The following is a 26263-nucleotide window of genomic DNA, read 5'->3' as shown; positions in this document are numbered from 1 at the left end:
GGTTTTCCTTATGTACTATGTTGTTATGAAAGATCGCGATATCCGTGATAACTTGGCCACTGAACAATATTTGATGAATAATGTGAAATTTGATGAGCCTTTGGTTCTCTTTTATATTGAAAAGCCATGTATTATCGTCGGCCGGAATCAAAATACGATCGAAGAAATAAATAGTGATTATATCAAGGACAATAATATTACCGTTACTCGCCGAATTTCCGGTGGTGGTGCGGTTTACCAAGACCTTGGTAATTTATGTTTTAGTTTCGTTGTTGATTCTGACGACAATAACTTCGGTGATTTCAAATCCTTTACCCAACCTATCATTGATGCCCTACACCAAATAGGTGCTACCACTGCCGAAGTATCAGGTCGGAATGATCTACTAGTTGATGGCAAGAAGTTCTCTGGAAATGCTATGTACTCAAGAAATGGTAAAACATTCTCACACGGAACATTGTCACTCGATGTTGATCTTGATGTGCTAACTAAAGCTTTGCACGTTTCAAAGGATAAGATTGCTTCTAAGGGCATTAAATCAATTCGTAGTCGTGTAACTAACTTACGTCCATACTTGGCTCCTGAGTATCAAAATTTAACTACTGAACAATTCCGCGACCGTTTGTTGCTTGAATTATTCCACGCAAACTCTTTGGATGAGATCAAAGACCGCGAATATGTTGTTTCTGCAGATCAACAAAAAGAAATTGATAAAATTAAAGAACAATATTATTACAACTGGGATTGGGTCTATGGCAAGTCACCAGCATTCACAGCTAAACAACGTCAACACTTTGATATGGGAACTGTCGATGTTCGTTACAATATTTCTAGTGGTAAGGTTGCTAATGTTGAAATATACGGTGACTTTTTCGGTATGAAAGATGTTAATGATATTAAAGAAAAATTACTAAATATTAAATTTGATCGTGATGAAATTTTAAAAGTTCTCAATCAATTTAATTTAGACGATTACTTCAAGGGAATACCTCAAGAAGACTTGGGCAAATTATTCACACCCTAACATAAATTTTTTGATACTAACTTGAGACCAAAAAATGAGTCGAGAAAATTTATTCTCGACCCATTTTTTATTTTTGGTATGATTATCTTTATTGAGGAGAAAAAAATGATTAATGAAATAATTTTAAATCACGGGGTTCAGTTGGTTGATGTCCATTCCACTGATTCCTTGAATGATGATGACCGCTCCACCCTAATTGAAAAATACAATTTGACTAACGAAATTTTAGATTACGCTGATGATGAAAACGAGCGTGCCCGTTTTGAATATGACGAGATCAGTAATACCTATTTGATCGTCTATAACGTGCAAAATGAAAATGAACAAACACCTGATGTTTCGGAACGAGTTTTGCCCATTTCCTTTGCTATCAGAGAACAAGAACTGTTTCTTTTCACTAATGATGCAACACATTATGTCAAAGATTATTTGTTAGCAGCCAAAAATCACCTTAAAGAGACTGATCAACATGAAATCTGGGAGTTTATCTTCAATGCACTGGATCAAATATCGAGTGACTATAGTGATCAAATCAGTGAGGCTGACGTTCGTCGCAATCGGATTCAGAATTTGATTAAGAAACACCATTCTTCAGAAAAACAGATACTCGATTTGGCTGAACTGGAAGATCTAACTACTTATCTCAACACTGCCATTAACGGTAATCTTACCGTCGTTAAACAATTAGAGCTGATTTCGAGTGGCAACGTTCAAGATCTGCATCTGAATAAGACTTCTCGGGAACATCTACACGATTCTTTGATTGAAATTGAGCAGATCAAGAATCAAGTTGATTTGAGCTCTGATATTATCGATCGAATTTCCAATACGTATAATAATATTTTGAATAATAGAACAAATACGACCATGAAAGTACTGACAGTTTACACAATTGTTCTCAGTATTCCCACGATCGTATCCGGATTTTACGGGATGAATATGAAATTGCCAATTGCCGACCAAGGTTGGTCATGGATTTTTTCATTGATCATCACGGTTGTTATTATTTTAGTAATTCTTTGGGATTTACACAGACGCGATAGTCTCTAGTGTCTTGCCCAATATTGATAAAGGTCCGTTCTTATTGAACCATTGTAAAGCTTTCGTTTCTTAGTAGCTTGGTGACCATAGTATTGTTCAAATTCAGTATCACTAGTTAGAATATATTTATTCCATGAGGGAGCGGTCGCAAAGACTTCCCCCATTTCTTTATACAATTTACGAACATTTTCCATGTCACTCATACGTTGCCCATAAGGTGGATTAGTAATGATTGTTCCATAATCCCCTTCGATCTTCAAATCTTTGATGGCAACTTGTTTAAATTGAATATCATGCAAAACTCCAGCATCATGAGCATTCAATTTAGCAATATCAATCATTGAACCATCAATATCACTGGCAAAAATATCCAAATCGATATCCTTAACGCCAGCCTTTGCTTCTTCTTTTAGGTTATCGAGGATTTTGTTATCAAACCAGTCAAAATCTTCAAACATGAAGTGTCGTTGAATTCCGGGAGCAATATTTTTAGCCAAACGAGCAGCTTCAATTGCAATTGTTCCTGAACCAGTTGTTGGGTCCATGAATGGATCTTCTTCAGGATGCCAAACAGTCAATAGAATCATAGCTGCTGCAAAGTTTTCCTTCAAAGGTGCAGCACCGTGTTCGATACGGTAACCACGTTTGTAAAGTGATTCACCAGTTGTATCAAGGGTTACTTCAACGGCATCCTTGTGAATTCTAGTTTCAATTTGGAAAGTTGCACCAGTTTCAGGCAAGCGACCACGACGCATAAAGACATCAGCCATCTTATTAACGATGGCTTTTTTTGTAATGGCCTGAATATCACGTTCAGAATGCAACTGTGACTTAACTGTTCTAGCCTTGATTGGGAAAGCGGCATTTAGTGGCAACCATTGATCCCATTGAATTGCGTAAACCTTGTCAAACAATTCTTCGAAAGTTGTTGCCTTAAAAGTGCCAATCAAAATTTTGATTCGGTCAGCACTACGCAACCATAAATTGGCCTTCGCAATATCTTCATACTCACCGTCAAAATAAACCTTACCGTTTTCGGTCTTAGTTTCATATCCTAATTTTTGAAGTTCTTTTGCAGTTATAGATTCAAAACCGCTTGACATCGTTGCAATTAATTTCATATTGCCCTCTATTATTTTCTATTTTTGTATTTTTTTAAATTTTGGTTATCGATTTAATTTTTTGTATAAAAAAAGGACGAACAAGTCGTCCCTCTGCCTCGATAAACTCCTATAAGCCACGTTTTGTCCAAGTAGTAGGTTGGCGACCTATTACCATAAGTAATCATCTATCTACAATTAAGCCTTCACAGTAGATTCAATTCTCGTTGTGAAGCGCCCCTACCAAAGTTTGGGTTGCCCGCTTGCGGGGTTTACCTCGTTCCACCATTGCGATTTCTCACAATAATACGTCTCTGTGGCACTTTCAAGCTATTCACACATAGCTAAAGCCTTAGTGCTTTCGCTGCCGTTACCCGAAGGTACCTTGGCTTATTGGGCCAAGCACAAACACTGCAAGCATCTCAGCTCGCGCGGGCGTGGACTTTCCTCAGCCTAGATAACTAGACCGCGATTACTCGTAATTTACCGACTTGAATAGTATACACTAAAATTGATTCATATTGTTGGAATTATTAAAATTTCCATTAAAATTATTTTGAGCTTGGTTTGAACCGTTGTTCATAGGACGATTTTGTTGGAAATTGTTGTTAGGATTATTAAATCCATTATTATTCATTGGTTGTTGAGGTTGTTGTTGATTCATACGTGGATTGATCTCAGTATGACCACTTTCAACTCCAGCATGATTATTCATATTGCCAGGATTAGGCACAACAGCAGAAGCAAATTGCTTAGATTCATGATCATCAGGAATTCCATTAGCAAAGTCACGGCCAAAGACACGTTTTTCAAGATTTGAAACACGTTTCATAATGTCGTAATTAGTTGATGATTCAGCAGCTGCACTCATAGCAGGCTTTTGTTGAGGTCTCATTCGATTATTAGAACCTTGTCTTGGTTGTTGAAAATTTTGACCTTGAACAGGATTACTTGTATTGCCAGCACCAGCATCGTGAGCTTGCATTAAACGGTCGTTTTCTGACTTTAATTGACCGATTTCGTTTGAGAAGGATTCATAATCTTTGATAATTCCATCTAAAAATTGATCAACTTCAGTTGGATCATAGCCACGCATCTTAGTTTTAAATTCCTTTTGTAAAATATCATTTGGTTGATAATTTAGAGAAAGATCATTACCATTACCATTTTGTTGATTCATTCCATTCATGTTGTTCATTTTAAACACCCCAGTGTTAATTATTGTCGATTTATCTTATATCTTAACTATCATATAACATATTAGCAAAGTCTTGCATAGAATCAAAATCAATTAATTCCAACTGATAGTCATTCCCACGATTTTGATAGTCTTTGATAGCTTCATAGTCGTACTTTGGCTTTCCTCCACTATCGGGATCATAAAAAACCAGTGCACCATCAGTATGTTCCAGCATAAATTCCTGCCAAAGCTTCAATTGCCTAGGATTATGATAACTCATATTGCTAACTTTATTAACATAGTCTGCATTTCTTAAAAAAACATTTAACAATGCCTGGTTAGTCTCATTCCATTGACTGCCAAACTCAGCAAAAGGCAACATCACTGCATGTTTAATATTATAGTCTTTTTTCTTGATTTCTTGAACCGCTTTTCCAACAATTTGTTCCGTACCTAATTGTGCACCGGTAAGAATCCATTCAGTTCCATCTTCAACGTAATTAGTAATTCTCTGTTCAAAAAAGTCTTGAATTACTTTTGCTTTTGGGTCATTATCTTTAAAAATACCTAACTCAAAAGAGCGGTACCCCGTGATCCATAAATTTTTAATCATAAACAATCCCCCCAATAATTAATATCTTGGCCATCATGGTATAATTTGCACAGTAGGAGTTGATATTTTGAAAATAAACTACCCCGATGGACGAATTTTTAATAGTCCGTCAAAACCTTCTTCAAAGATTACCACCGAAACGACCGCTAAAAAGAAAATGATTTTTGGCGATCGTGGGATGACCTTGGAAGAAGAAATTAATGAAAGTAACAAGTATTATCGTAGTCACGAAGTTGCCGTAATTTATAAAAAACCAACGCCACTTCAAATTGTTAAAGTTGACTATCCGAAAAGAAGTCGGGCTGTCATTAAAGAAGCCTATTTCAGACAAGCTTCAACTACTGATTACAATGGTGTTTATAATGGTTACTACGTTGACTTTGAAGCTAAGGAAACTAAGAATAAGAATACCTTTCCATTGAAGAATTTCCACCAGCACCAAATTGATCATCTTCGGATGTGTCAAAAGCAAGGTGGTATCTGTTTTGTTATTATAAAATATGTAACAATAAAACGCTATTTTGTAATGCCGGCGGATGACCTCTTCAAACACTGGGATGCGCAAAAACATGAGGGTGCCAAATCGATTCAATTGCAAGATATCATCGACTGTTCGATTGAAATCAAAGCTAATTATGACCCTACTCTACCCTATATTGATGCGGTACAACAATTAATAGAAAGTGGGAAGGAGAAACATGAATAATAAAAGTATATTCACCTTCAAAAATATTTTTAAATGGATTGCGTCAATTCTAGCAGTTTTAATTGGGATATTTTTGTTCATCTTCGTATACTATGCATTCAGCGCTCCAGCTGTCAGTCAGGAAAATCTTCAAAGTGGCGGTTCCTCAACCATTGTCGATTCATCTGGTAAGACAATTGCCTCATTAGGAGACAATAAGAGAAATTACGCAACAATCGACAAAATTCCACAAACAATGCAAGATGCTGTAGTTTCTATTGAAGATAAAAATTTCTATAATGAACCACTCGGAGTTGATCCAATCCGAATTGCTAAATCAGCTTTCAACAATGTTACTCGAGGGACTCTACAAGGTGGTAGTACCTTAACACAGCAACTAATTAAGCTGACAGTCTTCTCGACTGATACAAAGGATCAGACTTTTAAACGTAAAATGCAAGAAGCTTGGCTGGCCATGCGTGTCAGTCAAAAATTCTCTAAGCAACAAATCTTGGAATTTTACATCAATAAAGTTTATCTAAACAACGGGATCTACGGGATGGAAACCGGTGCTAAGTATTACTATGGTAAGACCTTGAAACAATTAACCTTGCCAGAAATGGCACTCTTGGCCGGTCTTCCAAATGCACCAAGTAATTACGACCCGTATACCCACCCTACCGAATCTAAGCAGCGTCGTGATCTGGTTATTAGATCAATGTACGATAACAATAAGATTACTAAGGCTCAAGCTGAAGAAGCAATCAATACGCCAATCAGTACGGGCTTACAACCCTATAAGAAAGTAAGCAATAGTAACAATAACAAACGAATTATTTCTGACCCTTACATCAAGGAAGCAATTACTGAAGTTAAAAAGAAGGGCTTTGATCCATATCGCGATAATTTAAAAATTACTGTCAATATGGATTATGATGCACAAAAGAAGCTTTATAACATCGTTAACTCTTCTAATTATGTTCAGTTCCCTGATTCTAAGATGCAAGTCGGAGCTTCAATTGTTAATCCAAATAATGGTAAGGTCGTCGCAATGGTTGGTGGCCGTAACCTAGGCGACATTCAATTTGGTTTGAACCGAGCTGTTCAAACTGGACGTAGCAATGGTTCAACAATGAAACCTATCTTGGATTACGCTCCAGCAATTGAATATCTTAACTGGTCAACCTTCCATCAGGTTGATGATTCTGAGTACACCTATCCTGGTACTGATATTCAATTGAAAGACTGGGATGAGCAATATGAGGGTGAAATGAGTATGAGAAAAGCTCTTGTTAACTCTCGTAACGTTCCAGCCATCAGAACTTTGGCAGCGGTTGGCTTTACTCAGGCCAAGACGTTTGCTAAGAAACTTGGCATTACCATTGGCAGTGACGAAGGATTATCAGCCGGTATCGGTAGTAAAGTTTCATCACTTCAAGGAGCATCAGCTTATGCGGCCTTCTCTAATGGTGGAACCTACTACAAACCATACTATGTTTCAAAAATTGAGACAGCGGATGGCTTAGTTCATAACTATAGCAAGTCTGGTACCGAAGCTATGAAAGATTCAACAGCCTATATGATCACTGATATGCTCAAAGGTGTCCCTTCATCATATGCTACCTATGCCAATATCTCTGGATTACATCAAGCTGGTAAAACTGGTACAACTAATTACTCTAGTGAAGCTATTGCCACAAACGCAGCTTTAAGCGGTACAGCAATGGATTCATGGTATAACGGTTATACTAAGAATTACTCAATGAGTGTTTGGACAGGTTATGATTCACCAAACGAAAGCGGCATTTCATCCACCTACCAATCAATTGCTGGTAAGATTTACAAAGCCGAAATGAGCTATTTGGCAAATCAAACCAACAGCAACCCTAATTGGAAGAAACCTAGTTCAGTTGTATCAGCGATGATTAAAACTTCAAGCACAACTACACCAGTTGTAGCTTCTCCTAGTTCTAGTTCATCGTCGTACACGAGAGAATTATTTGTTAAGGGTCACGCTCCATATAATCCTTATAAAGATTCCGATTACAGTACAAGTAGTGCCTCTAGTTCAAGTACTAACCAAGTGACAACTAGTCGCCCATCAAGTAGCAGTTCCGAATCTAATGATCAGCAAAATGACACGACATCGGATAGCAATACTACTACTGGTACTGGATCGAATAATGATAATTCAACAAACAGTAATTCCACGACAACTGATAATAATTCAACAACTAACAATAACAGCAATACTGGTTCAACCGATAGCAATGGTGGAACTACTTCAAACAATAATAATGGCGGTACTTCGACAGGCAATAACAGCAATACCGGTGGTGGTACAACTACTGGTGACTCTAATGGCGGTGGAACATCAACCGGCGGAACTGGTAACACTGGTAGTACAACCAACAGTGGTGCAAGTACGAATGGTTCTTCAACCACTGAATAGCAAAATATCTGCTTAACCCAAATAAGTACTGTAATCAAAAAAGAGATGTATCACGCTTAAAAGAATAATTAAGTGTGATACATCTCTTTTTTTATATAACTAAAGGTGAAGAATTAATATTACAATTGTTGTCACAGACCTATTGGTAATTTATTTAAATAATTAGAAGTTTTAATTTTAATTTTATTTGTTCATGCCATGAAAAACAAATTAGTTGGAAGAGCTGAGAGTATTCATTTGCAGCGAAAGTGGCGTTATTGCTTTAGCAATTACACCACCGGGCGTGTTGAAAACTCGCGGGTTTTGCGAGGCTTCAACCGAGGTCCGAGACCGCTTCCCAGGCTCGGGCCGTTCCGCGCAGCAATTGAATACTCTCAGCTCTGGAAACGGCATACATAATTAAAAATTTAAATTCATAAGAAATTATTCTGATGCTCGATTTAAACAATCACAATCCAAAATCAATTGATTCGTTTCTTTGGCAGGATCAGTTTTCATTGAATACTTTCGACCATATTCAATCATTGTGTGGTGTGCCTGGTGCAGTTCTTCAGGGGGCATAACGCTGACAATTTTCCTTTCGACTTGTAAAGGATTGGCCTTGGCATCGACGAAATGGAGTCGTTTCGAAATAGCTGATACATGTGTATCAACTGCGAAAGTGGCCTGATTGAAAACATCACTTAAAACCACGTTTGCTGTTTTGCGCCCTGCTCCGGGTAACTTCATAATTCCAGTACGATTTTCGGGCACGACATCATTCAATTCTTCGTGGACAATTCGAGCCGTCTCAACGATATTTTTGGCTTTATTATGAAATAGACCGACGCTCTTTATAATTTGTTCAACGTCCGAAATATCAGCATTCATCAAGTCCTTTGGCTCTGGATACTTTTCAAACAAGATCGGTGTTACTTTGTTGACCGAAACATCGGTTGCCTGCGCACTCAAAATAACTGACACCAAATATTGAAAAGGTGTTCTTGAATCAAGTGATGGTCCAACTGGTCCAATATCTTTTTCCATTTGGCGAATCGCCCAAACAATTTGATCATCTTTTAACATATTAATATCCCAGCTTCTTTCGACGTTCTTGTAACTGTTCGGCTGATTTAATATTACTCTTTTCCCAACTAATAAGAATCCGATCCATATATTTCAATGAATATGCTTGATTCAAGACCGCCTCACGCAATGACAAGTCAATCAGGTCAATACTATAGTGGTCATCATCGATCCACTGATGAATCTGTTCTTGCTCAATCGGAGACAGCGGCCTGCCAAATTCGACTTCAATTTTTTTAAATAATTCCTCAGTATCAGACATCAATTTGTCTTTTTGATTAGATTGTCTTTCTTGGCTCAACAAATTTTTAATCCTGTGAAAAATCGGAGTCAACGAGTAAATATCACGTTGTTGATGATGATCCATGACTGTCTTCAGTTCAATGATACCTAATTTGATCATACCTTGGATAACTGCATAAATACTAGTTTCGTCCATCCCAGTATCGTTAGCCAAATCTTTTGCCATTGGGAAAGTAATTCCTTGTTGAGCATACATGGACAGGGCCAAATAAACTACCAAGTCCTTTTCAGTCATGCCCAATTTGTGGTAGTTTTTTAAAATTAAATTGTTGATGTTAGTGCTGCCACTGTCCACAAAACTATTAAATAATTCATCGTTCATATTATTTACTCCAGTGAATAAAAAAAGCCCGAGAACACAATTAATCTCGACTTTTTTTAAGAAAATTTTTATTGTACAGCTAAAAGCATAAAAGTAATACGCGTGGTGCTAGTCTGTAATTAATTACAAATATTCCCATCAATTGCATTTTAGAATTTGAAATAGGTTGGATATAAAACAATTTACTATTTTTACATTCAATTAATAACGATTATTTAGTCGGAAGAGCTGGGAAATATTTATGTGCCGTGGAAGTGTTGTTATGGCTTTAGCCATTACAACACCGGGCGTGTTTGGAGCCTTGACGAACTATGTCAAGGCTTCAAACCCCGCTCTTTGGCTCGGACCGTTCCGCACAGCTAGTGAATATTTTCCAGCTCTGTAGACGGGATATTTAACTTGCAGCATACGTAAGTAATATAACCATTTAGTTACACAACCTAAATATTATTTATAATCTGTAAACTCTTTCCGGTTCGAAAATCAATCAGATTATAACCCACGCTGCCATTCTTCTTCTGGAATGCTACTTCCCACGTTGGTTTATTGTTATATAAACCTAGATTAATGTGAAGAATTTTTTTTGCGTTATATTTTGAGGCTACTGTATCGACAATTGTTTGACGAACAGGAGCGTTATTTTTGTTGAAAATTTCTGTTTTACCACTCTTAGCATTGATGATGATATAGCGATACTTTTGACCTTTAGTTAAGCCACCTACGGAATAATATTGCTTTTCTCGAGTATAGTTACCGAAATAATCCGGTTGCACGATACCCGCCTTTTCTTTAGCAATATCGTTGGCTTGCGACTTGGCACTCGAATATGGTGCAAAAGAAAGATTCAAATAAGTTAACGCTGAAACCACTGCTAATGCAATCAGAGATATAGTCAATAAGATTTTTGTACTTCTATTCATAATACGTCCTTTTTTTAACTAACAAAAATAGTATAGCAATATTTTACCTAATTCAAAAACTCATTTATATCTTTTTTTATTAAATCCATATCCTCATTGATTACTGGTAAACCTTTTGGCAATGAATCTAAAATCATTTTACCGTAACTCTTGGTCAAAATTCGATTGTCCAATAATAGAATGACACCACGATCCGTCGGAGTTCTAATCAAACGTCCTAAGCCTTGACGTAGTTGCAAAATTGCATTTGGTAAGGAATCGACTTTAAAAACGTTCATATCTTGTTGTTTTAAAATATCTTGTTTAATTTTCACATCTGGTTGTTCAGGAGATTCAAAAGGAATTCTCGTTACGATTAGAATTTCAAGAACTTTCTTGGGAAAATCAACGCCTTCCCAGAAAGAATTGGCTCCAAGCAAGACTGAGCGTTGACCAATAGCAAAACGTTTTTTGATTTTTTCGTTTGAACCGGTCACGCCTTGCGCCAAAATTTCCCACTTTTCTTTGACATCGGTACCCATCAGACGCTCATAAACTCTACTCAAAGTGTTTAACGAATTAAACAGAATCATCGTCTGGTGATCGAGATTATCTAGCACATCAACAATATATCCGGTCACCATATCAAAGTATGCTTCGCTTGAAAGCGACTGAATATCTGGTAAATCAGCTGGTAAATAAATTTTACTATTTTTAGAAATACTATTAGTATCCGGTAAAATAACCATTTGATTGATTTGATTTTGATTTAGTTGTGTATCCAGAATAAAGTGTGAAAAATCCTTTTGAATCGTAATCGCTGCACCAATCGCAAAAATTTGGCTGAATCGATCAGTTGTTGCGTTAATTAAGTCGTGGATATCATACTGTCGCCAACTTATTTTTAACGTTTTAGGATCGTAATAGTCGCGCATATCAAGCTGGACACCAAATTTATTGTCATCGCCTTGAAGAGCCTGCAGCAACTCATCCAAATTCTTCAAAACTGTCTCTAATTTACTGTTTTCAATCGTCAAATTGGAAATGACTTTAGACAATTCAACAGAAATAAAGTTCTTTTGGAAGTTGTACTGATCAAAGAGTATTTCCACACGATTAGAAATCAACGATAATTCAACAATCAAATCAGACAACAATTCGATCATCTCGTCATTATCTTTGCCAAACTCATTACTACTGTCGAGAATCGAAACAAAGTTCTCACGATCTTTAAAACGAACCTTATTGCGAATGTAATTACCGAAAATATTATATTCCAAGCGTTCCATCAATTCATCAACAGCTTGGAAATGAGTTTCCATATTTTGAAGATCTTGATAATTCCACAATTGAGTTGTCACTTCAGTAAAGGCATACCGTAACGTAACTCGATTCTGGTACAAAATGTCACTGATTTTTTTAACGTATTCGTTCATCTGTAGAAAATCAATTGTTGGTGAACTGGCATCCCGCAAGCCACTGGCAAAGTGATTAGCTTCATCAATGACTAGATAGGAATTTCCACCCCAAAACGGACTGTCTAAATGACGTGATAAGAACGCTTGATTAGTGATTAAAACCTTCGATTCAAAATAACGATTTTGTTGATACATCCAGAAATCATCATTACTAAATGTCGTGTTTTCCTTAGGTTCGCCACGATGTCGAATAATGCTGAACAGTGGACTATTGTAGTTGGTCAAATGTAGCTCACTCAAATCCCCTGTCGTAGTCATTGTTAGCCAAACGATTATTTTCATCTTTAAAATTGCTGTATGACTGTGCAGTCGATAATTATCTAGTGCCTCATAGAAACGGTCTAAATCGATAAAGTTATAACTACTTTTGACAATCTCAGCATGATAATTGTTATTTGTCACTTGATTCAACAGTGGAATGGACTGCTCAAGAATTTGTTGCTGCAAAACCTTCGTGGTCGTTGCAACAACTAGCTTTTGATCATTATTGACCAAATAAGACAGTGGTAATAAGTAACCTAGCGTCTTACCGGCTCCAGTTGGGGCTTCAATCAAATTCCACTTTTTGGTTTTGTCACGATGTTGGCTGGTCTTGTAAATATTGTCCATCAATTTTGATTGATTGACTCGATAGTCTAGAACGCCATCCAATAATGCTTTTTTTTCTTCACGGGTTTGAGGATATTTAGTCGTGTGATCAATTTGCTCACTGACATGATAATCCTTCTTCCGCAAAACCAAACCATTTTTTTCGAACAGATAGGCTGGTAAAACTTCGGTCCGAGCCGTCTGTTCCCGTTCTTCCAAGATAGTTTTAAATACTAAATTAGTTTCACGGATAGTATTCTTTCCAAACTTAGTTAACATTCGTAACGTTTCCAACGGTAATTGTTGAACCCGTTTCAAAATGATTAAAAATAATTCGGCAGTTACGTGGGCATCACTATTAGCACTATGGGGATTCTTATGTTCAATGCTTAAATAATGTGTTAAATCTTGTAATTTATAACTACTGATTGTTGGAAAGAGAATTTGCGCTAATTCAACAGTATCGATAGCTTTGATATTCAGTTGATTCATTCCGATACGTTTAAGTTCACGATTTAAAAAGGTCAAATCAAAATTCACGTTATGTGCAATAAAAACTCGATTTTTTAAAAGTTTAAAAATATCAGGTGCAACTTCTTCAAATGTTGGTGAATCCTTAACATCGTCATCACTCAAGCCAGTTAAAGCTGTGATACGACCAGGAATTGGTACCTTGGGATTGATCTTTTGATCATAGATATGTGTAATTTCACCATCTTCGATAAGGGCACAGCCGAATTGAATTATACGCCCGTTGTCGTGCCAATTAGAATTGGTCGTCTCTAAATCAACAACAGCGTAAGAATTTTTCAAATCATTCACCTCTCATCTTTTTGTTCTTTATAGGCTGACAGCTTCGTTAGTCTTCAAGAAATAAAGATATTTACCCTCTACGGGTTGATTTTTAATTGCAGAGATTGCTTCTGCATATAAATTGACTTGTCCAGAATATTTCGAAATTAATTCCGAATGATTTTTTTCCGTGACATGATCTGTCTTGTAGTCAAAAATCGTTATTCCACTGTCCAATTCAATCACACCATCAATAATACCATGAACTAATATTTTATCGTTAGTGGAATAGTCTTTAGCGTCACTTTTGAACAATTTTTCGGCTGGCATCAAGATTGAACAAGGAAATTCACGATTAACGTGTTCATGATTTTGGACAATTAGCTGCCCTAATTTGCTTTGATAAAAGTCAACTAAACTTTGTTGGTCAATTTTTCCAGCCAGTTCAGTCGTTAATAATTTTTGATTGACCAAATCTTGAATCAATTCGTTAAAATCCGCAATCGTTGGAGTTTTCTCTATTGAAATCTTCTGCAAAACTAAATGAGTGGCACTACCCAGTTCAGCATTAGTTACCTTTTTAGATTGAGTCAAAAATTGTGGTTTATCAAAAGAACCTAGATTGTAGCGTGATCGATTATCAAGCAAATCTTCAGCCATATTTTCATCATCAGGATCAGCAAACAAGCCTTTTATTTCAGAAACAGACTGATACGCGGTCGTCTCAACTGATTCTTGGTATGGATATTGAAAGTCCAAAATTCCTGAAACTGACTTCTTGAAGGTATCGTTGATTGGTTCTGGTACAGCTTTAGGAATGATGATTTCAGAAGCCTGGTTTGTTGTAGCAAGAACTGGAATCACATTGAAACGTAATTTAATTGATTCGTCGTAATATTCATCTGTATCAACACCGTTTAAGGTACTCATACCAACTAAATTTTGGAAACTTCCTGCACCAAGTCTTGCTGAAGCGTTAAGTAGTTTACCAGTTGATGGTTTGTCAAACGCCTGAAATAATTTAGATTCGTCCTTTGCAAAACCAAACATAATCAATTTTTGTTTAGCTCGTGTTAATGCAACATATAAGAGACGCATTTCTTCTGAAACCGTCGAAATCTTCTTTTGATTGCTAATAACACCACGCTGCATAGTACGATATTGCAACCGTGTCTCATTATCGGCTAGAGTGATACCAATGCCTTTTTGTGCGTCAAAAACGGTATTAGAATTGACATCCATCATATTGAAATTCTTATCCATATCCAAATACATAATGATTGGAAATTCCAAGCCTTTAGAACCGTGGACTGTCATAACTTTGACTGTATCGTCATTAGCTTCAATACTGTTTGGTTGTGCCAAATCCTTGTCGAGATCCTGCATTCGTTGAATAAAGCTAATAAATTGATGTAACCCTTTGAAATTATTTTCCTCATAAGCGTTAGCTCGTTGATACAAGGCATGTAAATTGGCTGCACGTTGTTTCCCACCAGGCATCCCTGAGACATATTCCAAGAGGCCAGTTTCTTGATAAATTTTCCAAATTAGACGTGCAATACTATTCTTGTTGGCAAAGTCACGATAATTTTCCAATTGTAGCAAAAATGATTTTAATTTATTTTGAATATGTTCATTGATGTTATCCTGATTCAAATACTTCTGAATTGCGGTGTAATACATATTACGTTTATCAGCCAAACGGATTTCAGCTAATTCTTCTTCGTTTAGACCAACGATTGGGGAACGTAAAACAGCGACTAGTGGGATGTCTTGATAAGGATTGTCAACGATATTAAGCATTGCCATCATGATTTGAAGTTCCGTCGTTTGGAAATAGTTTTGGGCATCCGTGACCATCACGGGCACATTGACTTTCGAAAAGTAAGAAACAATATCGGTATTGTTATCCCGAGTTCGAGCCAAAATTGCAATATCGGAATACTTCAAAGGACGAATTTTTTCAGCTTCAGTATCTTTGTCCATCTTACTGTCATATATTTCAAATCCATTACCTACTAAAGATTGGATCTTAGTGGCTGCGGCACTGATCAACGTTTGCCGTTTACTGATTTCTGCTTGATTATTGAGACTTTCTTCATTGAGCTCATCAGTTGGCTGCTCGTCATCTGCATCATCTGGTGCTAAATAAACATTGAATTCATTTATAGTATCGACCGTATCTGGAAAACTAGTACCAGTAACTAATTCAGCTTTTTCATCATAATCGATATCACCGATTTGCTTATCAAAAATTCTTGTAAAGATTTGATTAACGAAATCGTCGACTGCCTTTGAGGAACGGAAATTCTTAGACAGTTGAACTAGTTCAGCATTATTATCGTCTCTTTGAAAACGGTCATACTTTTCTGTGAATAATCTTGGGGCCGCCTGACGAAAACCGTAAATTGATTGTTTGATATCACCAACCATGAAACGATGATTACTATCGCAAGACAAAAGATCAACAATTCGATCTTGCATTTCATTAACATCTTGATATTCATCAATCATTAATTCATTAAATTTATTTTGATAAAATTCTTGGGCAATCTTGCGACCGTCAACATTCCCATTGAGGATGTCTACAGCTTTATGCTCTAAATCATTGAAGTCAAGTACATGACTATTAGTTTTCAAATCATCAAATCTTTTGATGAAACGACGTTCAACCTCTACTAATTTGTCTATTAGCTTCTCAGCATCACGTAAAGATTGATTGATTTCTTCCTCAGATTGCATGAAATAATCTTCAACTAATTTATTACGACGAGTGGTAAAATCAGATGCCCTTTTAGCAGTAGCTTTCATCAAGGTATCATCTTTGCCCTCTTTATCAGCTTTTTTAATTGTGTCCTTTTTTGCGTCAACCTTGAAAGTCATCAACTCTTCACGAAAGTCTTGATAAGACATTTGTGGCATTGACTCTTCTAATTGACCGATTTTTTCATCACGAGCCCTTAAAACTGGCATATAGGAGTTAGCCAATTCATCATTGCCAATGAAATCAACTGTCTCACGATTAAACTGCCTTAAATCTTCGAGTCTTTGTTTGATTTGTGGCAAAAATTCCTTTTTGTAGAATTCTGTGTTAACAAAGCTATCTTCGAATTGATAAGGTGTAACTAAATTATCCAACCAAGTATCGGTATCGCGGTTAGTAATCGCAAAATCGTATGTTTTAAAGACAACATCTTTTAGACCATCATCAGAACGGTCATTCGTAAAATTATTAGTCAAGTCAATGTAATCAGCGTCATTTTTACTGTAGTATTCGTCTCGAACTAAGTCATAAGCTTGTTCTTGAATGATTGACTTTTCAGTGTCATCACTCAAAAGTCGAAAGTTGGGATCCAAGTCAATCACATAGTAAAACTTCTTGATAACACTCAAACAAAAGGCGTGGATCGTACTGATATTTGCCATTGGTACGTGATAAATTTGTTTTTGTAAATGATGTTTCACCGTGACATCTTCAGTCTTATTAACTTCTTTTTTCAAAGCCCGTAGAAGTTTTTCCTTCATCTCTTGTGCAGCAGCCTCAGTAAAGGTCACAACAAGTAGATGTTCAATATCCTCTGGTTGATGCTTTTCATCGCCGATTAATTCCCGCAAAATACGTTCAATTAGAATCGTTGTTTTACCAGACCCAGCTGCGGCAGAAACTAAAATATCATGTCCACGATGTTCGATTGCATCTTTTTGATCATCAGTCCATTTAGGCATTGTCTTCCTCCTCCAAAACTTCAGCGATTTTATCTAAAACGTCCTCTTTATTGTAGTTAATAATGTCGTGATAATCATTTTCTGGTAACATCGCATCAAATTCAAAAATTGGTCGATAATCACTGTATTGTAAAGCCGTCTTTTTAGCATAACGATATGGATTTAGTTGTAATTTTCCAGAATAGATTTTTTCACCCGCATTTTTGATCAAATGACGGTTGTAGTTAAGAATCTTAAATAAATCCTCATCGGTAATAACATCTTTCTTACCAAAACTGACAACTGGCGATTTGTCGGACCTCTTAGTATTCTTATTTCTTGCTTCCAGATCAAAATTATCTAATAACTCATTGTCATTAATCAAAATTCCTTGTAATTTGAAGTTACTTAAAATTTGTTGTTGCAGTGGCGTACTAGTTTTTTTCAACGGAATAAATGGATTGACAATGTGCTCGTACAAAGCACCACCAATCTTAATATCTTTTTGACCATCCCTAAAACGATTCAAATTTTCACTGACACTTTGAATATACGTTGGCATCTGCATCGTAATTCCATCTAAAAATTGTGAATAGTCAAATTTACGTTCACTAGATTTGTAGTCAATAATGGCTAAATATGAACGGTCATCGAGTTCCATCTCATCAATTCGATCAATTTTTCCACGAACATAAATTTCATGTCCATCAGGCAAGTTATAAACCATATATGGTAAATCTTCTTCATTGTTCAAGCGGCCAAAGGTAACTTCAGAACGCTTAGGAACAAATTTATTGCGTTTATACTGTAATTTCATATTTTTGACCAGTTGTACCAAGGTACTCTGCAGTTTGTCAGAAATATAGAGCATTCGATCAGACGACTTAAAGATTTTATTCTCTGGCAATTCAACTTGCTCGGCAAATAAATCACCAACTAACGCAGTGATTTCTGTATCTTCAAAATCAACGAGGTTCTTGCCAGTCTTGTTCAAATATTTAACCAGAGCATCTAAGACGGCATGGAAAATTGATCCGGTTTGGGCCGGAGTAATTTCAAATAATTGGCGTGGATATAAACGCAAACCATACTTCAAGAAATATTCGTACTCGTTCATATAGAATGTTTCCAACTGTGAAATAGAAACTTGAATCTTGTCACCATATAAGGCATTGACAGTTTCGGGATTCAAATTCATTGGCTCATTTTTGTATGTTAAAGAGCTTAAAGCAAAATCAGCCGCTTCTGGTTCGCGTTTTATTAATTGATTTCTAACATAACTCCAGGCGTTTGGGACGTCAACCCGCTTATCCAAGGCCGCCCGTGAAACTCGAATCAAGTAATTCAATGTCGCCGCTTTTGATCCAATGTATTCCAGGACGTGATTATAGTCTGGCTCTATAATTTCGGGATTGGCTAATTTGTCCTCAATCGTCAAATCAAAATGTTGTTGAATACGTTTGACATAGCTTGATAAGTCTTGTTGTTTACTATCTTCGGATAAATTTGGATACGTGAAAATCAACCGGGTTGAACTGGTAGAAAAAGTAATGTCGTGTAAAAATGGTTCTGAATTATTGACGACTTCATCTGAATCCTTCAAGAATTTTCCATCTGTTAAATTCTGATTTAGAAATCCGCGCTCATCGTCAGTTACCAGATTATTAGAAACGGTTGCCCCGGGCATATTGTTAGTAGTACTCCCCAGTATGAAAGTAACTTTCCGATTATCTGGCTGAATCATCCCAATTTCGGAAATACTAACCGCATCCAAAGTTGATGGAACTTGAGAATATGTAGCACTTTCAAATGCAGAATCCAAAATACTGATGAAATCTTTTGAGTCAAATATCTGTTCACCAAAAACCGAGACGTATTCATCAAGAATCTGATTGAATAAACTCACAATTTGAACTGGTTGGTCAGCTAACGTGAGATTTTTAGCTTCTGTTGCTTGTTGTTGCCACTGTAGAAGCACTGTAAAGACACCATTTTTATTTAAAAATTCATAAAGTGCTGCCGCACTAGTTGTTGAGTCAGCTGGATCATCTAAAAACATCGTCAACTGCTGGAAAATATTTTTTATAAACACTTTGATAACGTTAATTTGCTTAAATTCATTCAAACGAACTGAATCAGTCTTTGCATCCAATTTAACAGTTGGACTAAAGGCATCACCCAACCAATAACGTTTAGTGATTCCGCTAGTCAAAGCATAGTTTTCAGTTAAATCGACTGCTTGTCTAAATCCTTCAATATCATTGGCAAACTCTTCAGGAATCAAGAGTTCTGTTCTTAAAAGACTGATAACATCATCCTCTTGCATCCCATGATCATGAATTGCAAACAAGAGATCCAAGAGGCGTTTGAAGGGATGATTGGCCATTTTCTTCTGCAGATCAATAAAGTATGGCACCTCATTATTCTCCATGAATGATTCAATAAAGGAACCATATTCGGACAAATTACGAGTCACAATCAAGAAATCTTTATATCGATAATCTTGGCGGGCCACTAATCGTCTGATATATGAACTAATAGCTGAGACTTCTGTCTGTTTATCAGTTGCCTTCCATATTTGAATTGAGTTCTTATTATCGAGAACACTAGCCTTAATTGATCCGACACCGCTGGATTCAATCCAATAATCTTCTAGTTTTGCCAAATCCTGATTGATACGTAAGTCAGTAGCAAAGTAGTTGTGTGTTGCCATTTTCTGAGCAATAGCAAATTCACGTAGCTGCTGATACGTGTGGACTGGTCGAAAGAAAAACTCGGAATCATCAGTTATATCCAATACTTCACTGGTCAAAACTAATGAAACATTCAAATTGTGACTATTAATAGCCATCGCCTTGACTAAATCGAGTTCAGCTGCTGTAAAGGTCGAAAAACCTTCAATATAAAAATGATAGTGTGAAGTATCAAGTCTCTGATTTAAAAAATCGGCTAAGGCACTGAGTTGAAAATCGTTAGTTTTATAACCTTGAATTTTTTGTAAATATGCACTGTAAATTAGATTTAGTTCAGCAATTTTATCAGCGAAGACATCTGTTTGATTCGCTGCCAAGACATCACCAATATCTTCTGGTTGGACTTGTCCATTCAAAAATTCATCAAATTGAGAAATCATCTGGTCAATGAACCCAGGTTTATTAATCATGTGTTTAAAAATCTTCAAATCTTTTTGATGAGATTGAACGATTTCTTTTAATAACATCGCAGATTTAGTTTGCGTTAAGGTTTCTAAATTATAATCACTGCTGTCACGCAAAAAATACCAAGCCAAACGTGAGAAGGAGAATGTTTGAACATTATTAGTTGCCACAATCTTCCCGTCCCCTTGATCAAATGATTTGAGAATATTTATTTCCGATTCAAATTTAATATGGTTGGGAACAAGGAAGAAAAATTGCCCCTGAGGATCTTTTTGAAAATCTTCTCGAAATAATTCCATCATCTTTTGATGGTGGTCATATTGATTTTTACCAAGTACAAAATTTAATGTCATTTTTAATCACCCGCAAAAATTTTATCATAGTTAATTGTAAGAAAGTGGAAATCATTGGAATAGATGTATAAAATAAAGACTTAGAGAATATGAGGTGAGCATGTGCTTAAAGGAATAGGTAAAAGTCACGGAAAAACAATTATTATGGGAGAACATGCGGTAGTTTATGGCTACCCTGCCTTCGCCATTCCCCTTTTGAGTACTCCCGTGATCGTTAAAATTAAACAAAGTCAAGCAAGTTCGTTAACTTCAAAGTACTTTGCTGGAAAAATCGACCATATCCCTGATTCATTATCAGGTGTCAAATATTTAATTGATCAGTTGGATCAACGGTTAAATCATGACCATATTAACTATACGATCAGTATTGACAGTGGCTTGCCGATTGAACGTGGTATGGGCTCGTCGGCTGCCATCGCAGCTGCAATTACCAGAGCTTTCTTCGATTGTTTCAATCAGCCACTTGATCACCAGCTATTATTAGATTACGTCAACAAATCGGAAACCATCACTCATGGTAAAGCTAGTGGCTTAGATGCCCTAACGGTTAGTTCGGAAGATCCAATAAAATTTGGAAAAGACGTTGCCCCAAAACATTTTAATTTTAATTCTGACGGCTTTATCGTAATTGCCGACTCTGGTGTTAAAGGTAAGACTAAAGAAACTGTTGCCGATGTTAGAAAAATGTATGACCAAGATAAAATTAAAGTTGGTTCTTACTTACAGCAATTGGGTGACTATGCTACATCAGCTAGTAATTATTTAACAACTGGCCATCTCAAACAATTAGGCTTAGTGTTTTCACTAGCTAACGAAATTTTAACCAAATTGAATTTATCGATTCCCAAAACTGATAAGTTGATTGAAGCAGCTAACAACGCTGGGTCATTAGGTAGTAAAATCACCGGTGGTGGCCGTGGTGGCTGTATCATCTGTTTAGCCAGAAACCTAAAAAACGCGCAAATGATCCAAAAGGCATTAATTAAAGCTGGAGCCGAACAAACTTGGATTCAACCCTTATCAATTTATGCGGAGGACTCAGACATTGACTAGAACAGCTCGAGCTTATACAAATATTGCTTTGATCAAATATTGGGGTAAAAAAAATCAACAATTAAAATTACCCTATACGAATAGCCTCTCTTTAACACTTGATCGGTTTTATACCGATACTAAGGCAACAATTATCAACGCTGATAAAGATATTGTTTATTTGAACGACAAATTACTCGATAATACGCAAAATAAACGCATCTTAAATTATTTAGAAACAATTCGAAATTTTTACTCATTTTCTGACCATTTTCAAATTGATTCAGTCAATCATGTTCCAACTTCAGCTGGATTTGCTTCATCGGCTTCAGGCTTTGCAGCCTTAGCTGCAGCAATTAATGAAACAAAAAAGCTTAATTTAAGTCGTCGTGAAATGTCGATTCTGGCTCGAAATGGCTCAGGTTCCGCAAGTCGCTCAATTTATGGTGGCTTCGTTGAATGGCAAGCAGGCCATGATAATGCGTCGTCATTTGCTGTACCGATTGACGAAACGCCAGATATTGATTTGTCGTTGCTTTCAGTAGTAATAAATCAACATAGTAAAAAGATTTCTTCAACAGTTGGAATGGAAAATAGCGTAAAAAGCTCCCCTTTTTATCCAAATTGGGTTACACTGGTGTCTTCAGAGATAAAAGAAATTAAGCAAGCAATTGCTCAAAAAGATCTTCAAAAAATTGGTGAAATTTCGGAACACAATGCGATGAGTATGCATGCTCTGACTCTTTCAGCCGATCCTTCGTTCACATATTTTGCACCGGAAACTATTCGAATAATTCAATTAATTCAGGAATTACGTCGAAAAGGTTTGTTTGCTTATGCTACAATTGATGCCGGTCCAAATGTTAAGATTATTTGTACGAAAGAATCGCTCCCTAAGGTTCAGACATACATCGAACAACAATTATCGGATGTTACTACTGTTGTGGCCAATATTGGCCCCGGTATTCAATACATCTGATACAAATTGAAAGGTATGATATTTTTGTCTACAGGAAAAGCACCTGGAAAATTATATTTGGCTGGAGAGTACGCCGTTGTTGAAACGGGCTTCCCTGCTGTCCTAACTTCAGTGAATAAATACGTTACAGTGACAGTGAACGAGTCTCAAAATGGCGGTACGATCCAATCGAAAAATTTAAATAAAGAGTTGATTCATTGGAATCGTCAAGGAACAGAATTAGTTTTCGATGATTCGGAAAGTCAATTACAATATATATTGGCGGCAATCAAGTTCGTTGAAAAATACGCACTTGAAAGTGACCGAAAATTAAGTTATTACGACTTACTTGTAACAAGCGAACTTGATTCTGAAGATGGTAAAAAATATGGTTTAGGCTCTTCAGCCGCCGTAACAGTTGCCGTAGTCAAGACACTAGGTGATTTCTATAACTTAGGTTTAACAGCAATGGATATTTATAAAATATCGGCCATCTCTCACCTATCAGTTCAAGGTAACGGAAGTCTCGGTGATATTGCTGCAAGTGCCTTTGGAGGTATCGTAGCCTATTATTCTCCTGACCGTAACTGGATCTTCAATATGATTAGAAATCACAGTATTACCGCAATTTTGGCACTTGATTGGCCTCAATTACAAATCAGTAGTCTGGAATTGCCAAACGACTTGGAACTAACAGTTGGATGGACTGGTTCTCCGGCATCAACTTCAATTTTAGTTGACCGGATTGCTTTGACCAAAGCTCAAAAGGTCGAAAAGTATCAACATTTCTTAAAATCAAGCCGTCAGAGCGTTGAGAATTTAATCAATGGCTTTAAGACTGACAATTCAACTTTAATTAAGGAAATGTTCAGTAAGTATCGCGAACTCTTAAAAGATTTAGCTGAGTTTAGTGATGTTCATATCGAGACTGAATTATTAACAAAACTTTGTGATATTGCCGAGAATCTCGGTGGATCAGCTAAAACTTCTGGTGCTGGTGGCGGTGACTGCGGAATTGTTTTGAGTGATAAGAATCTCGATGTAGCGGAATTGATAAAAGAATGGCAAGAAGTTGGAATTACCCCATTAACTTTAAAAATTGGAGACACAATTGCTCATGCCTAAACAGGATGCACAAATGCAACGTAAGGTTGAACATCTTTTCCTAGCCGAAAAGTTTTTTACTGACGAATCATTTGCTGATTTCGATGGCGTTAGACTTTTGCATGATGCCTTACCAGAATTACGTTTACAAGATATTGATCTTTCGACGAATTTCTTGGGCAGTAAAATGGCTCTGCCAATTTATTTCAATGCGATAACTGGTGGTTCTAATCAATCGGCTCACTTTAATAAAGAGCTTTCGCAATTGGCACATACGTTGTCGATTCCTGTTTCTAGTGGCTCAATGGGCGTTTATTTACGTCTACCGGCTGAAACTAAAACCTCGTTTACGACTTTACGAGAGAATAATCCAGATGGCTTTGTCATTGCAAATGTTTCTGCAAAAGCCAATGCTGCTCAAGCTCAAGAAGCGATTGATTTATTGCAAGCAAATGCTTTGCAGATCCATCTCAATGCTATCCAAGAATTAGCTATGCCCGAGGGTGATCAGGCCTTTTTGTGGTTAGATAATATAAAAAATATTGTCAGTAATGTTTCTGTTCCAGTAATTGTTAAAGAAGTTGGATTTGGAATCTCACAAAAGAACTTGACTCAACTATATAAGGCAGGAGTTAGAAACGTTGATGTCTCTGGCTCTGGTGGTACTGACTTTGCTCAAATTGAAAGTGCCAGAAATCAAGAATTAGATTTGACCTACCTAAATCAATTCTCACTATCAACCGTTGAATCATTGTTGGAATCACTTCCCTTTCAAAATAAAATGACCATCTTCGCTTCCGGGGGAATCATAACACCCATGGATGTAATCAAGGCCATTCGGTTGGGGGCCAGTGCGGTAGGAATGTCTGGTTTAGTGCTCCATCACTTACAAAAATCTTCTCTCAGTGAAACAGAAGCTTTCTTCAATGAATTTACTAAACAGTTACGATTGATCATGGCTGCAATTGGTGCAAAATCAATAGCCGAAATAAAAAAAGCCCCCATCGTATTCGATGAAGACTTAATCAATTATATGAATCAAAGAAATATTAAATTTTAACGTCTAAGCCCTTTGGGATAGACGTTTTTTATTTGCTGATTACTGTACCGGCCCCAACTGAATAATTTACCCTGATACGATAAACCGATCCATTTGTTGTCAAAATCAGGTTTAACATCTAGAATTACTGACTCACCATGCAAATATTTTTCAAATTGATCCTGACTCAATTCATAAACTGTCTTTAAATCATTAGGTTTGAGTGCCAATATCATTGCGATATCAGGCTCAAACCTATTTTTTTTGAATTCGCCCAACTTTAAGCCATTTCTCAAAATATGTAATCCTTTGAAACGATTGTCTAAACTTGCGGCCTGATATAAGAAATCACTGATTTTTAGCCAGTTAGTTTGATTCAAAGAATTAAGATTGGTCTTAGCAAATTGTTGTATAAATTTGAAATCATCTTTCTTGAGACCATCATTGATCTGGCGTTCTTTAGGTTCAACAGCCTCACCATCTTTAACCAGTTTACACATAAAGTGTCCCTCACCATTAAATTGATCTGGGAACATACGTAAAGTCTTTTTCAATTCAGGATTACCGTTGGCCCATTCTGGACGGCCATCTTCCATACCAGCATATTTCTTAACTTCAACCAAATGCATATCTGGATATTTGTCTAAAAACCAGGCTACATTTTGTTCATTTTCTTCAGGGGAAAAAGTACATGTCGAGTAAATTAGCGCCCCACCCTGATTCAATAATTTATATGCTGAGTCTAAAATATGTTGCTGACGATTGGCACATTGTTCAACGTAATCCAGTGACCAATATTTAACAGATTCTGGATCCTTCCGAAACATTCCTTCACCGGAACACGGTGCGTCAACTAAAATTTTGTCAAAAAAATCATCAAATTTCTTTTCGAAGTCTTTGGGAGAATTGTTTGTTACAACTGTATTAGTAATACCCATTCTTTCGATATTAGACGACAAGACTTTAGCACGCTTAGCATTTATCTCGTTACTGACTAAAAGTCCTTGAGAGGCCATTTTTGAGGCAATATACGTAGTTTTACTTCCTGGAGCAGCACAGAGATCTAAAATTTTCTCATTAACTTGTGGATCAACAATTTCGGTAACATACATTGCACTTGGCTCTTGACTGTAAACATACCCTGATAAATGATCGATCGAATTTCCATTGATTTCACCAAAATAACCAATATTGCTATATTCCAGTGGTTTATCTAAGGGATACGACACGTTCTGATAATTAGCCTTGAGCGGATTTAGTCGAAAGGCTTCTTGACTATCTGTTTGGATAGCGGTAAAAAGTTTTTCGGCACGATCTCCCATTAAATTACGATATTTTTCTTTAAAGTCATCACTTAAATCGACTTTCATTA

17 protein-coding genes, 1 other RNA gene and 1 pseudogene are annotated in these 26263 nt (G+C 36.6%); 8 read left to right on the top strand and 11 right to left on the bottom strand.

Annotation, left to right across the window (positions count from 1 at the left end; translation table 11 throughout):
• Window positions 1-10: 10 nt before the first annotated feature.
• Both lplA and FFM71_RS10360 read left to right on the top strand, forming a co-directional pair.
• The gene (lplA, locus tag FFM71_RS10365; protein WP_137612101.1) at window positions 11-1024 is read left to right on the top strand and encodes a lipoate--protein ligase; all 1014 of its coding nucleotides are present in this window, start codon (window positions 11-13) and stop codon (window positions 1022-1024) included.
• Between the two features lie 105 nt (window positions 1025-1129).
• Window positions 1130-2074 carry a magnesium transporter CorA family protein gene (locus FFM71_RS10360; RefSeq protein WP_137612100.1) on the top strand — a complete coding sequence of 315 codons (945 nt, stop codon included), beginning with the start codon at window positions 1130-1132 and terminating at the stop codon, window positions 2072-2074.
• Here FFM71_RS10360 and FFM71_RS10355 read toward each other — a convergent pair.
• The 4 genes and pseudogenes from FFM71_RS10355 to FFM71_RS10340 all read right to left on the bottom strand — a co-directional run bounded on the left by FFM71_RS10355 (window position 2071) and on the right by FFM71_RS10340 (window position 4958).
• Window positions 2071-3186: a THUMP domain-containing class I SAM-dependent RNA methyltransferase gene (locus FFM71_RS10355; protein ID WP_137612099.1), complete on the bottom strand. Its 1116-nt coding sequence runs from the start codon at window positions 3184-3186 to the stop codon at window positions 2071-2073. The two genes, FFM71_RS10360 and FFM71_RS10355, sit on opposite strands and share 4 nt — an antisense overlap.
• Before the next feature lie 107 nt (window positions 3187-3293).
• Window positions 3294-3649: RNase P RNA component class B (rnpB, locus tag FFM71_RS10350), an RNA gene on the bottom strand.
• Window positions 3650-3925: 276 nt separating this feature from the next.
• Window positions 3926-4345, bottom strand: a pseudogene (gene gpsB, locus FFM71_RS13900) (cell division regulator GpsB); the annotation flags it as partial.
• A gap of 61 nt (window positions 4346-4406) precedes the next feature.
• The gene (locus FFM71_RS10340) at window positions 4407-4958 is read right to left on the bottom strand and encodes an SLOG family protein (protein WP_137612098.1); all 552 of its coding nucleotides are present in this window, start codon (window positions 4956-4958) and stop codon (window positions 4407-4409) included.
• A gap of 67 nt (window positions 4959-5025) precedes the next feature.
• On the opposite strand from FFM71_RS10340, the gene recU reads away from it, so the two are divergent.
• Together recU and FFM71_RS10330 are read left to right on the top strand one after the other, a co-directional pair.
• Window positions 5026-5664, top strand: coding sequence for a Holliday junction resolvase RecU (gene recU, locus FFM71_RS10335; protein WP_137612097.1), 639 nt, complete (start codon window positions 5026-5028; stop codon window positions 5662-5664).
• Window positions 5657-8095 carry a transglycosylase domain-containing protein gene (locus FFM71_RS10330; RefSeq protein ID WP_137612096.1) on the top strand — a complete coding sequence of 813 codons (2439 nt, stop codon included), beginning with the start codon at window positions 5657-5659 and terminating at the stop codon, window positions 8093-8095. The genes recU and FFM71_RS10330 overlap by 8 nt, the downstream gene beginning before the upstream one ends.
• A 423-nt stretch (window positions 8096-8518) precedes the next feature.
• Here the strand turns inward: FFM71_RS10330 and FFM71_RS10325 are convergent, their stop codons facing one another.
• The 6 genes from FFM71_RS10325 to FFM71_RS10300 all read right to left on the bottom strand — a co-directional run bounded on the left by FFM71_RS10325 (window position 8519) and on the right by FFM71_RS10300 (window position 20758).
• Window positions 8519-9160 carry an endonuclease III domain-containing protein gene (locus FFM71_RS10325; protein WP_137612095.1) on the bottom strand — a complete coding sequence of 214 codons (642 nt, stop codon included), beginning with the start codon at window positions 9158-9160 and terminating at the stop codon, window positions 8519-8521.
• A 1-nt stretch (window position 9161) separates the two neighbouring features.
• Entirely contained in the window at window positions 9162-9785 is a 624-nt protein-coding gene (locus tag FFM71_RS10320) for a DnaD domain protein (protein WP_137612094.1), read from the bottom strand.
• Window positions 9786-10225: 440 nt separating this feature from the next.
• A complete protein-coding gene (locus tag FFM71_RS10315) occupies window positions 10226-10705 on the bottom strand; it encodes a cell wall elongation regulator TseB-like domain-containing protein (RefSeq protein WP_137612093.1) in 480 nt (159 codons plus the stop codon).
• A 47-nt stretch (window positions 10706-10752) separates the two neighbouring features.
• Window positions 10753-13572, bottom strand: coding sequence for a helicase C-terminal domain-containing protein (locus FFM71_RS10310; protein WP_223876525.1), 2820 nt, complete (start codon window positions 13570-13572; stop codon window positions 10753-10755).
• 18 nt (window positions 13573-13590) lie between these two features.
• Window positions 13591-17268 (bottom strand): helicase-exonuclease AddAB subunit AddA, encoded by a 3678-nt coding sequence (gene addA, locus FFM71_RS10305; RefSeq protein ID WP_137612091.1) that lies wholly within the window; start codon window positions 17266-17268, stop codon window positions 13591-13593.
• Complete coding sequence (locus FFM71_RS10300) at window positions 17261-20758, bottom strand: PD-(D/E)XK nuclease family protein (protein ID WP_137612090.1); 3498 nt, start codon at window positions 20756-20758, stop codon at window positions 17261-17263. The genes addA and FFM71_RS10300 overlap by 8 nt, the downstream gene beginning before the upstream one ends.
• 102 nt (window positions 20759-20860) lie before the next feature.
• Here FFM71_RS10300 and mvk point away from each other — a divergent pair, with 102 nt between their 5' ends.
• From mvk to fni, 4 genes are read left to right on the top strand one after another with little or no spacing between them, the layout of a single operon-like run.
• Window positions 20861-21811, top strand: coding sequence for a mevalonate kinase (gene mvk, locus FFM71_RS10295; RefSeq protein WP_137612089.1), 951 nt, complete (start codon window positions 20861-20863; stop codon window positions 21809-21811).
• Window positions 21804-22769, top strand: coding sequence for a diphosphomevalonate decarboxylase (mvaD, locus tag FFM71_RS10290; RefSeq protein ID WP_137612088.1), 966 nt, complete (start codon window positions 21804-21806; stop codon window positions 22767-22769). The genes mvk and mvaD overlap by 8 nt, the downstream gene beginning before the upstream one ends.
• Before the next feature lie 24 nt (window positions 22770-22793).
• Window positions 22794-23873 carry a phosphomevalonate kinase gene (locus tag FFM71_RS10285; protein WP_171000542.1) on the top strand — a complete coding sequence of 360 codons (1080 nt, stop codon included), beginning with the start codon at window positions 22794-22796 and terminating at the stop codon, window positions 23871-23873.
• Window positions 23866-24912, top strand: coding sequence for a type 2 isopentenyl-diphosphate Delta-isomerase (gene fni / locus FFM71_RS10280; RefSeq protein WP_137612086.1), 1047 nt, complete (start codon window positions 23866-23868; stop codon window positions 24910-24912). The genes FFM71_RS10285 and fni overlap by 8 nt, the downstream gene beginning before the upstream one ends.
• Here the strand turns inward: fni and FFM71_RS10275 are convergent.
• The gene (locus tag FFM71_RS10275; RefSeq protein ID WP_137612085.1) at window positions 24909-26261 is read right to left on the bottom strand and encodes an RsmF rRNA methyltransferase first C-terminal domain-containing protein; all 1353 of its coding nucleotides are present in this window, start codon (window positions 26259-26261) and stop codon (window positions 24909-24911) included. The genes fni and FFM71_RS10275 overlap by 4 nt on opposite strands.
• Between the last annotated feature and the right edge of the window lie 2 nt (window positions 26262-26263).

This window comes from Companilactobacillus huachuanensis (genome assembly GCF_005404815.1).
GTDB classification, from domain to species: domain Bacteria; phylum Bacillota; class Bacilli; order Lactobacillales; family Lactobacillaceae; genus Companilactobacillus; species Companilactobacillus huachuanensis.
This window is presented reverse-complemented; position numbering and strand designations above follow the sequence as displayed.

Excerpts from the sequence above, each read along its gene's own strand:
- lplA (WP_137612101.1), top strand. The coding sequence starts at position 11 with ATGTACTATGTTGTTATGAAAGATCGCGATATCCGTGATAACTTGGCC.
- FFM71_RS10360 (WP_137612100.1), top strand. The coding sequence starts at position 1,130 with ATGATTAATGAAATAATTTTAAATCACGGGGTTCAGTTGGTTGATGTC.
- FFM71_RS10355 (WP_137612099.1), bottom strand. The coding sequence starts at position 3,186 with ATGAAATTAATTGCAACGATGTCAAGCGGTTTTGAATCTATAACTGCA.
- FFM71_RS10340 (WP_137612098.1), bottom strand. The coding sequence starts at position 4,958 with ATGATTAAAAATTTATGGATCACGGGGTACCGCTCTTTTGAGTTAGGT.
- FFM71_RS10330 (WP_137612096.1), top strand. The coding sequence starts at position 5,657 with ATGAATAATAAAAGTATATTCACCTTCAAAAATATTTTTAAATGGATT.
- FFM71_RS10325 (WP_137612095.1), bottom strand. The coding sequence starts at position 9,160 with ATGTTAAAAGATGATCAAATTGTTTGGGCGATTCGCCAAATGGAAAAA.
- FFM71_RS10320 (WP_137612094.1), bottom strand. The coding sequence starts at position 9,785 with ATGAACGATGAATTATTTAATAGTTTTGTGGACAGTGGCAGCACTAAC.
- FFM71_RS10315 (WP_137612093.1), bottom strand. The coding sequence starts at position 10,705 with ATGAATAGAAGTACAAAAATCTTATTGACTATATCTCTGATTGCATTA.
- addA (WP_137612091.1), bottom strand. The coding sequence starts at position 17,268 with ATGCCTAAATGGACTGATGATCAAAAAGATGCAATCGAACATCGTGGA.
- FFM71_RS10300 (WP_137612090.1), bottom strand. The coding sequence starts at position 20,758 with ATGACATTAAATTTTGTACTTGGTAAAAATCAATATGACCACCATCAA.
- fni (WP_137612086.1), top strand. The coding sequence starts at position 23,866 with ATGCCTAAACAGGATGCACAAATGCAACGTAAGGTTGAACATCTTTTC.
- FFM71_RS10275 (WP_137612085.1), bottom strand. The coding sequence starts at position 26,261 with ATGAAAGTCGATTTAAGTGATGACTTTAAAGAAAAATATCGTAATTTA.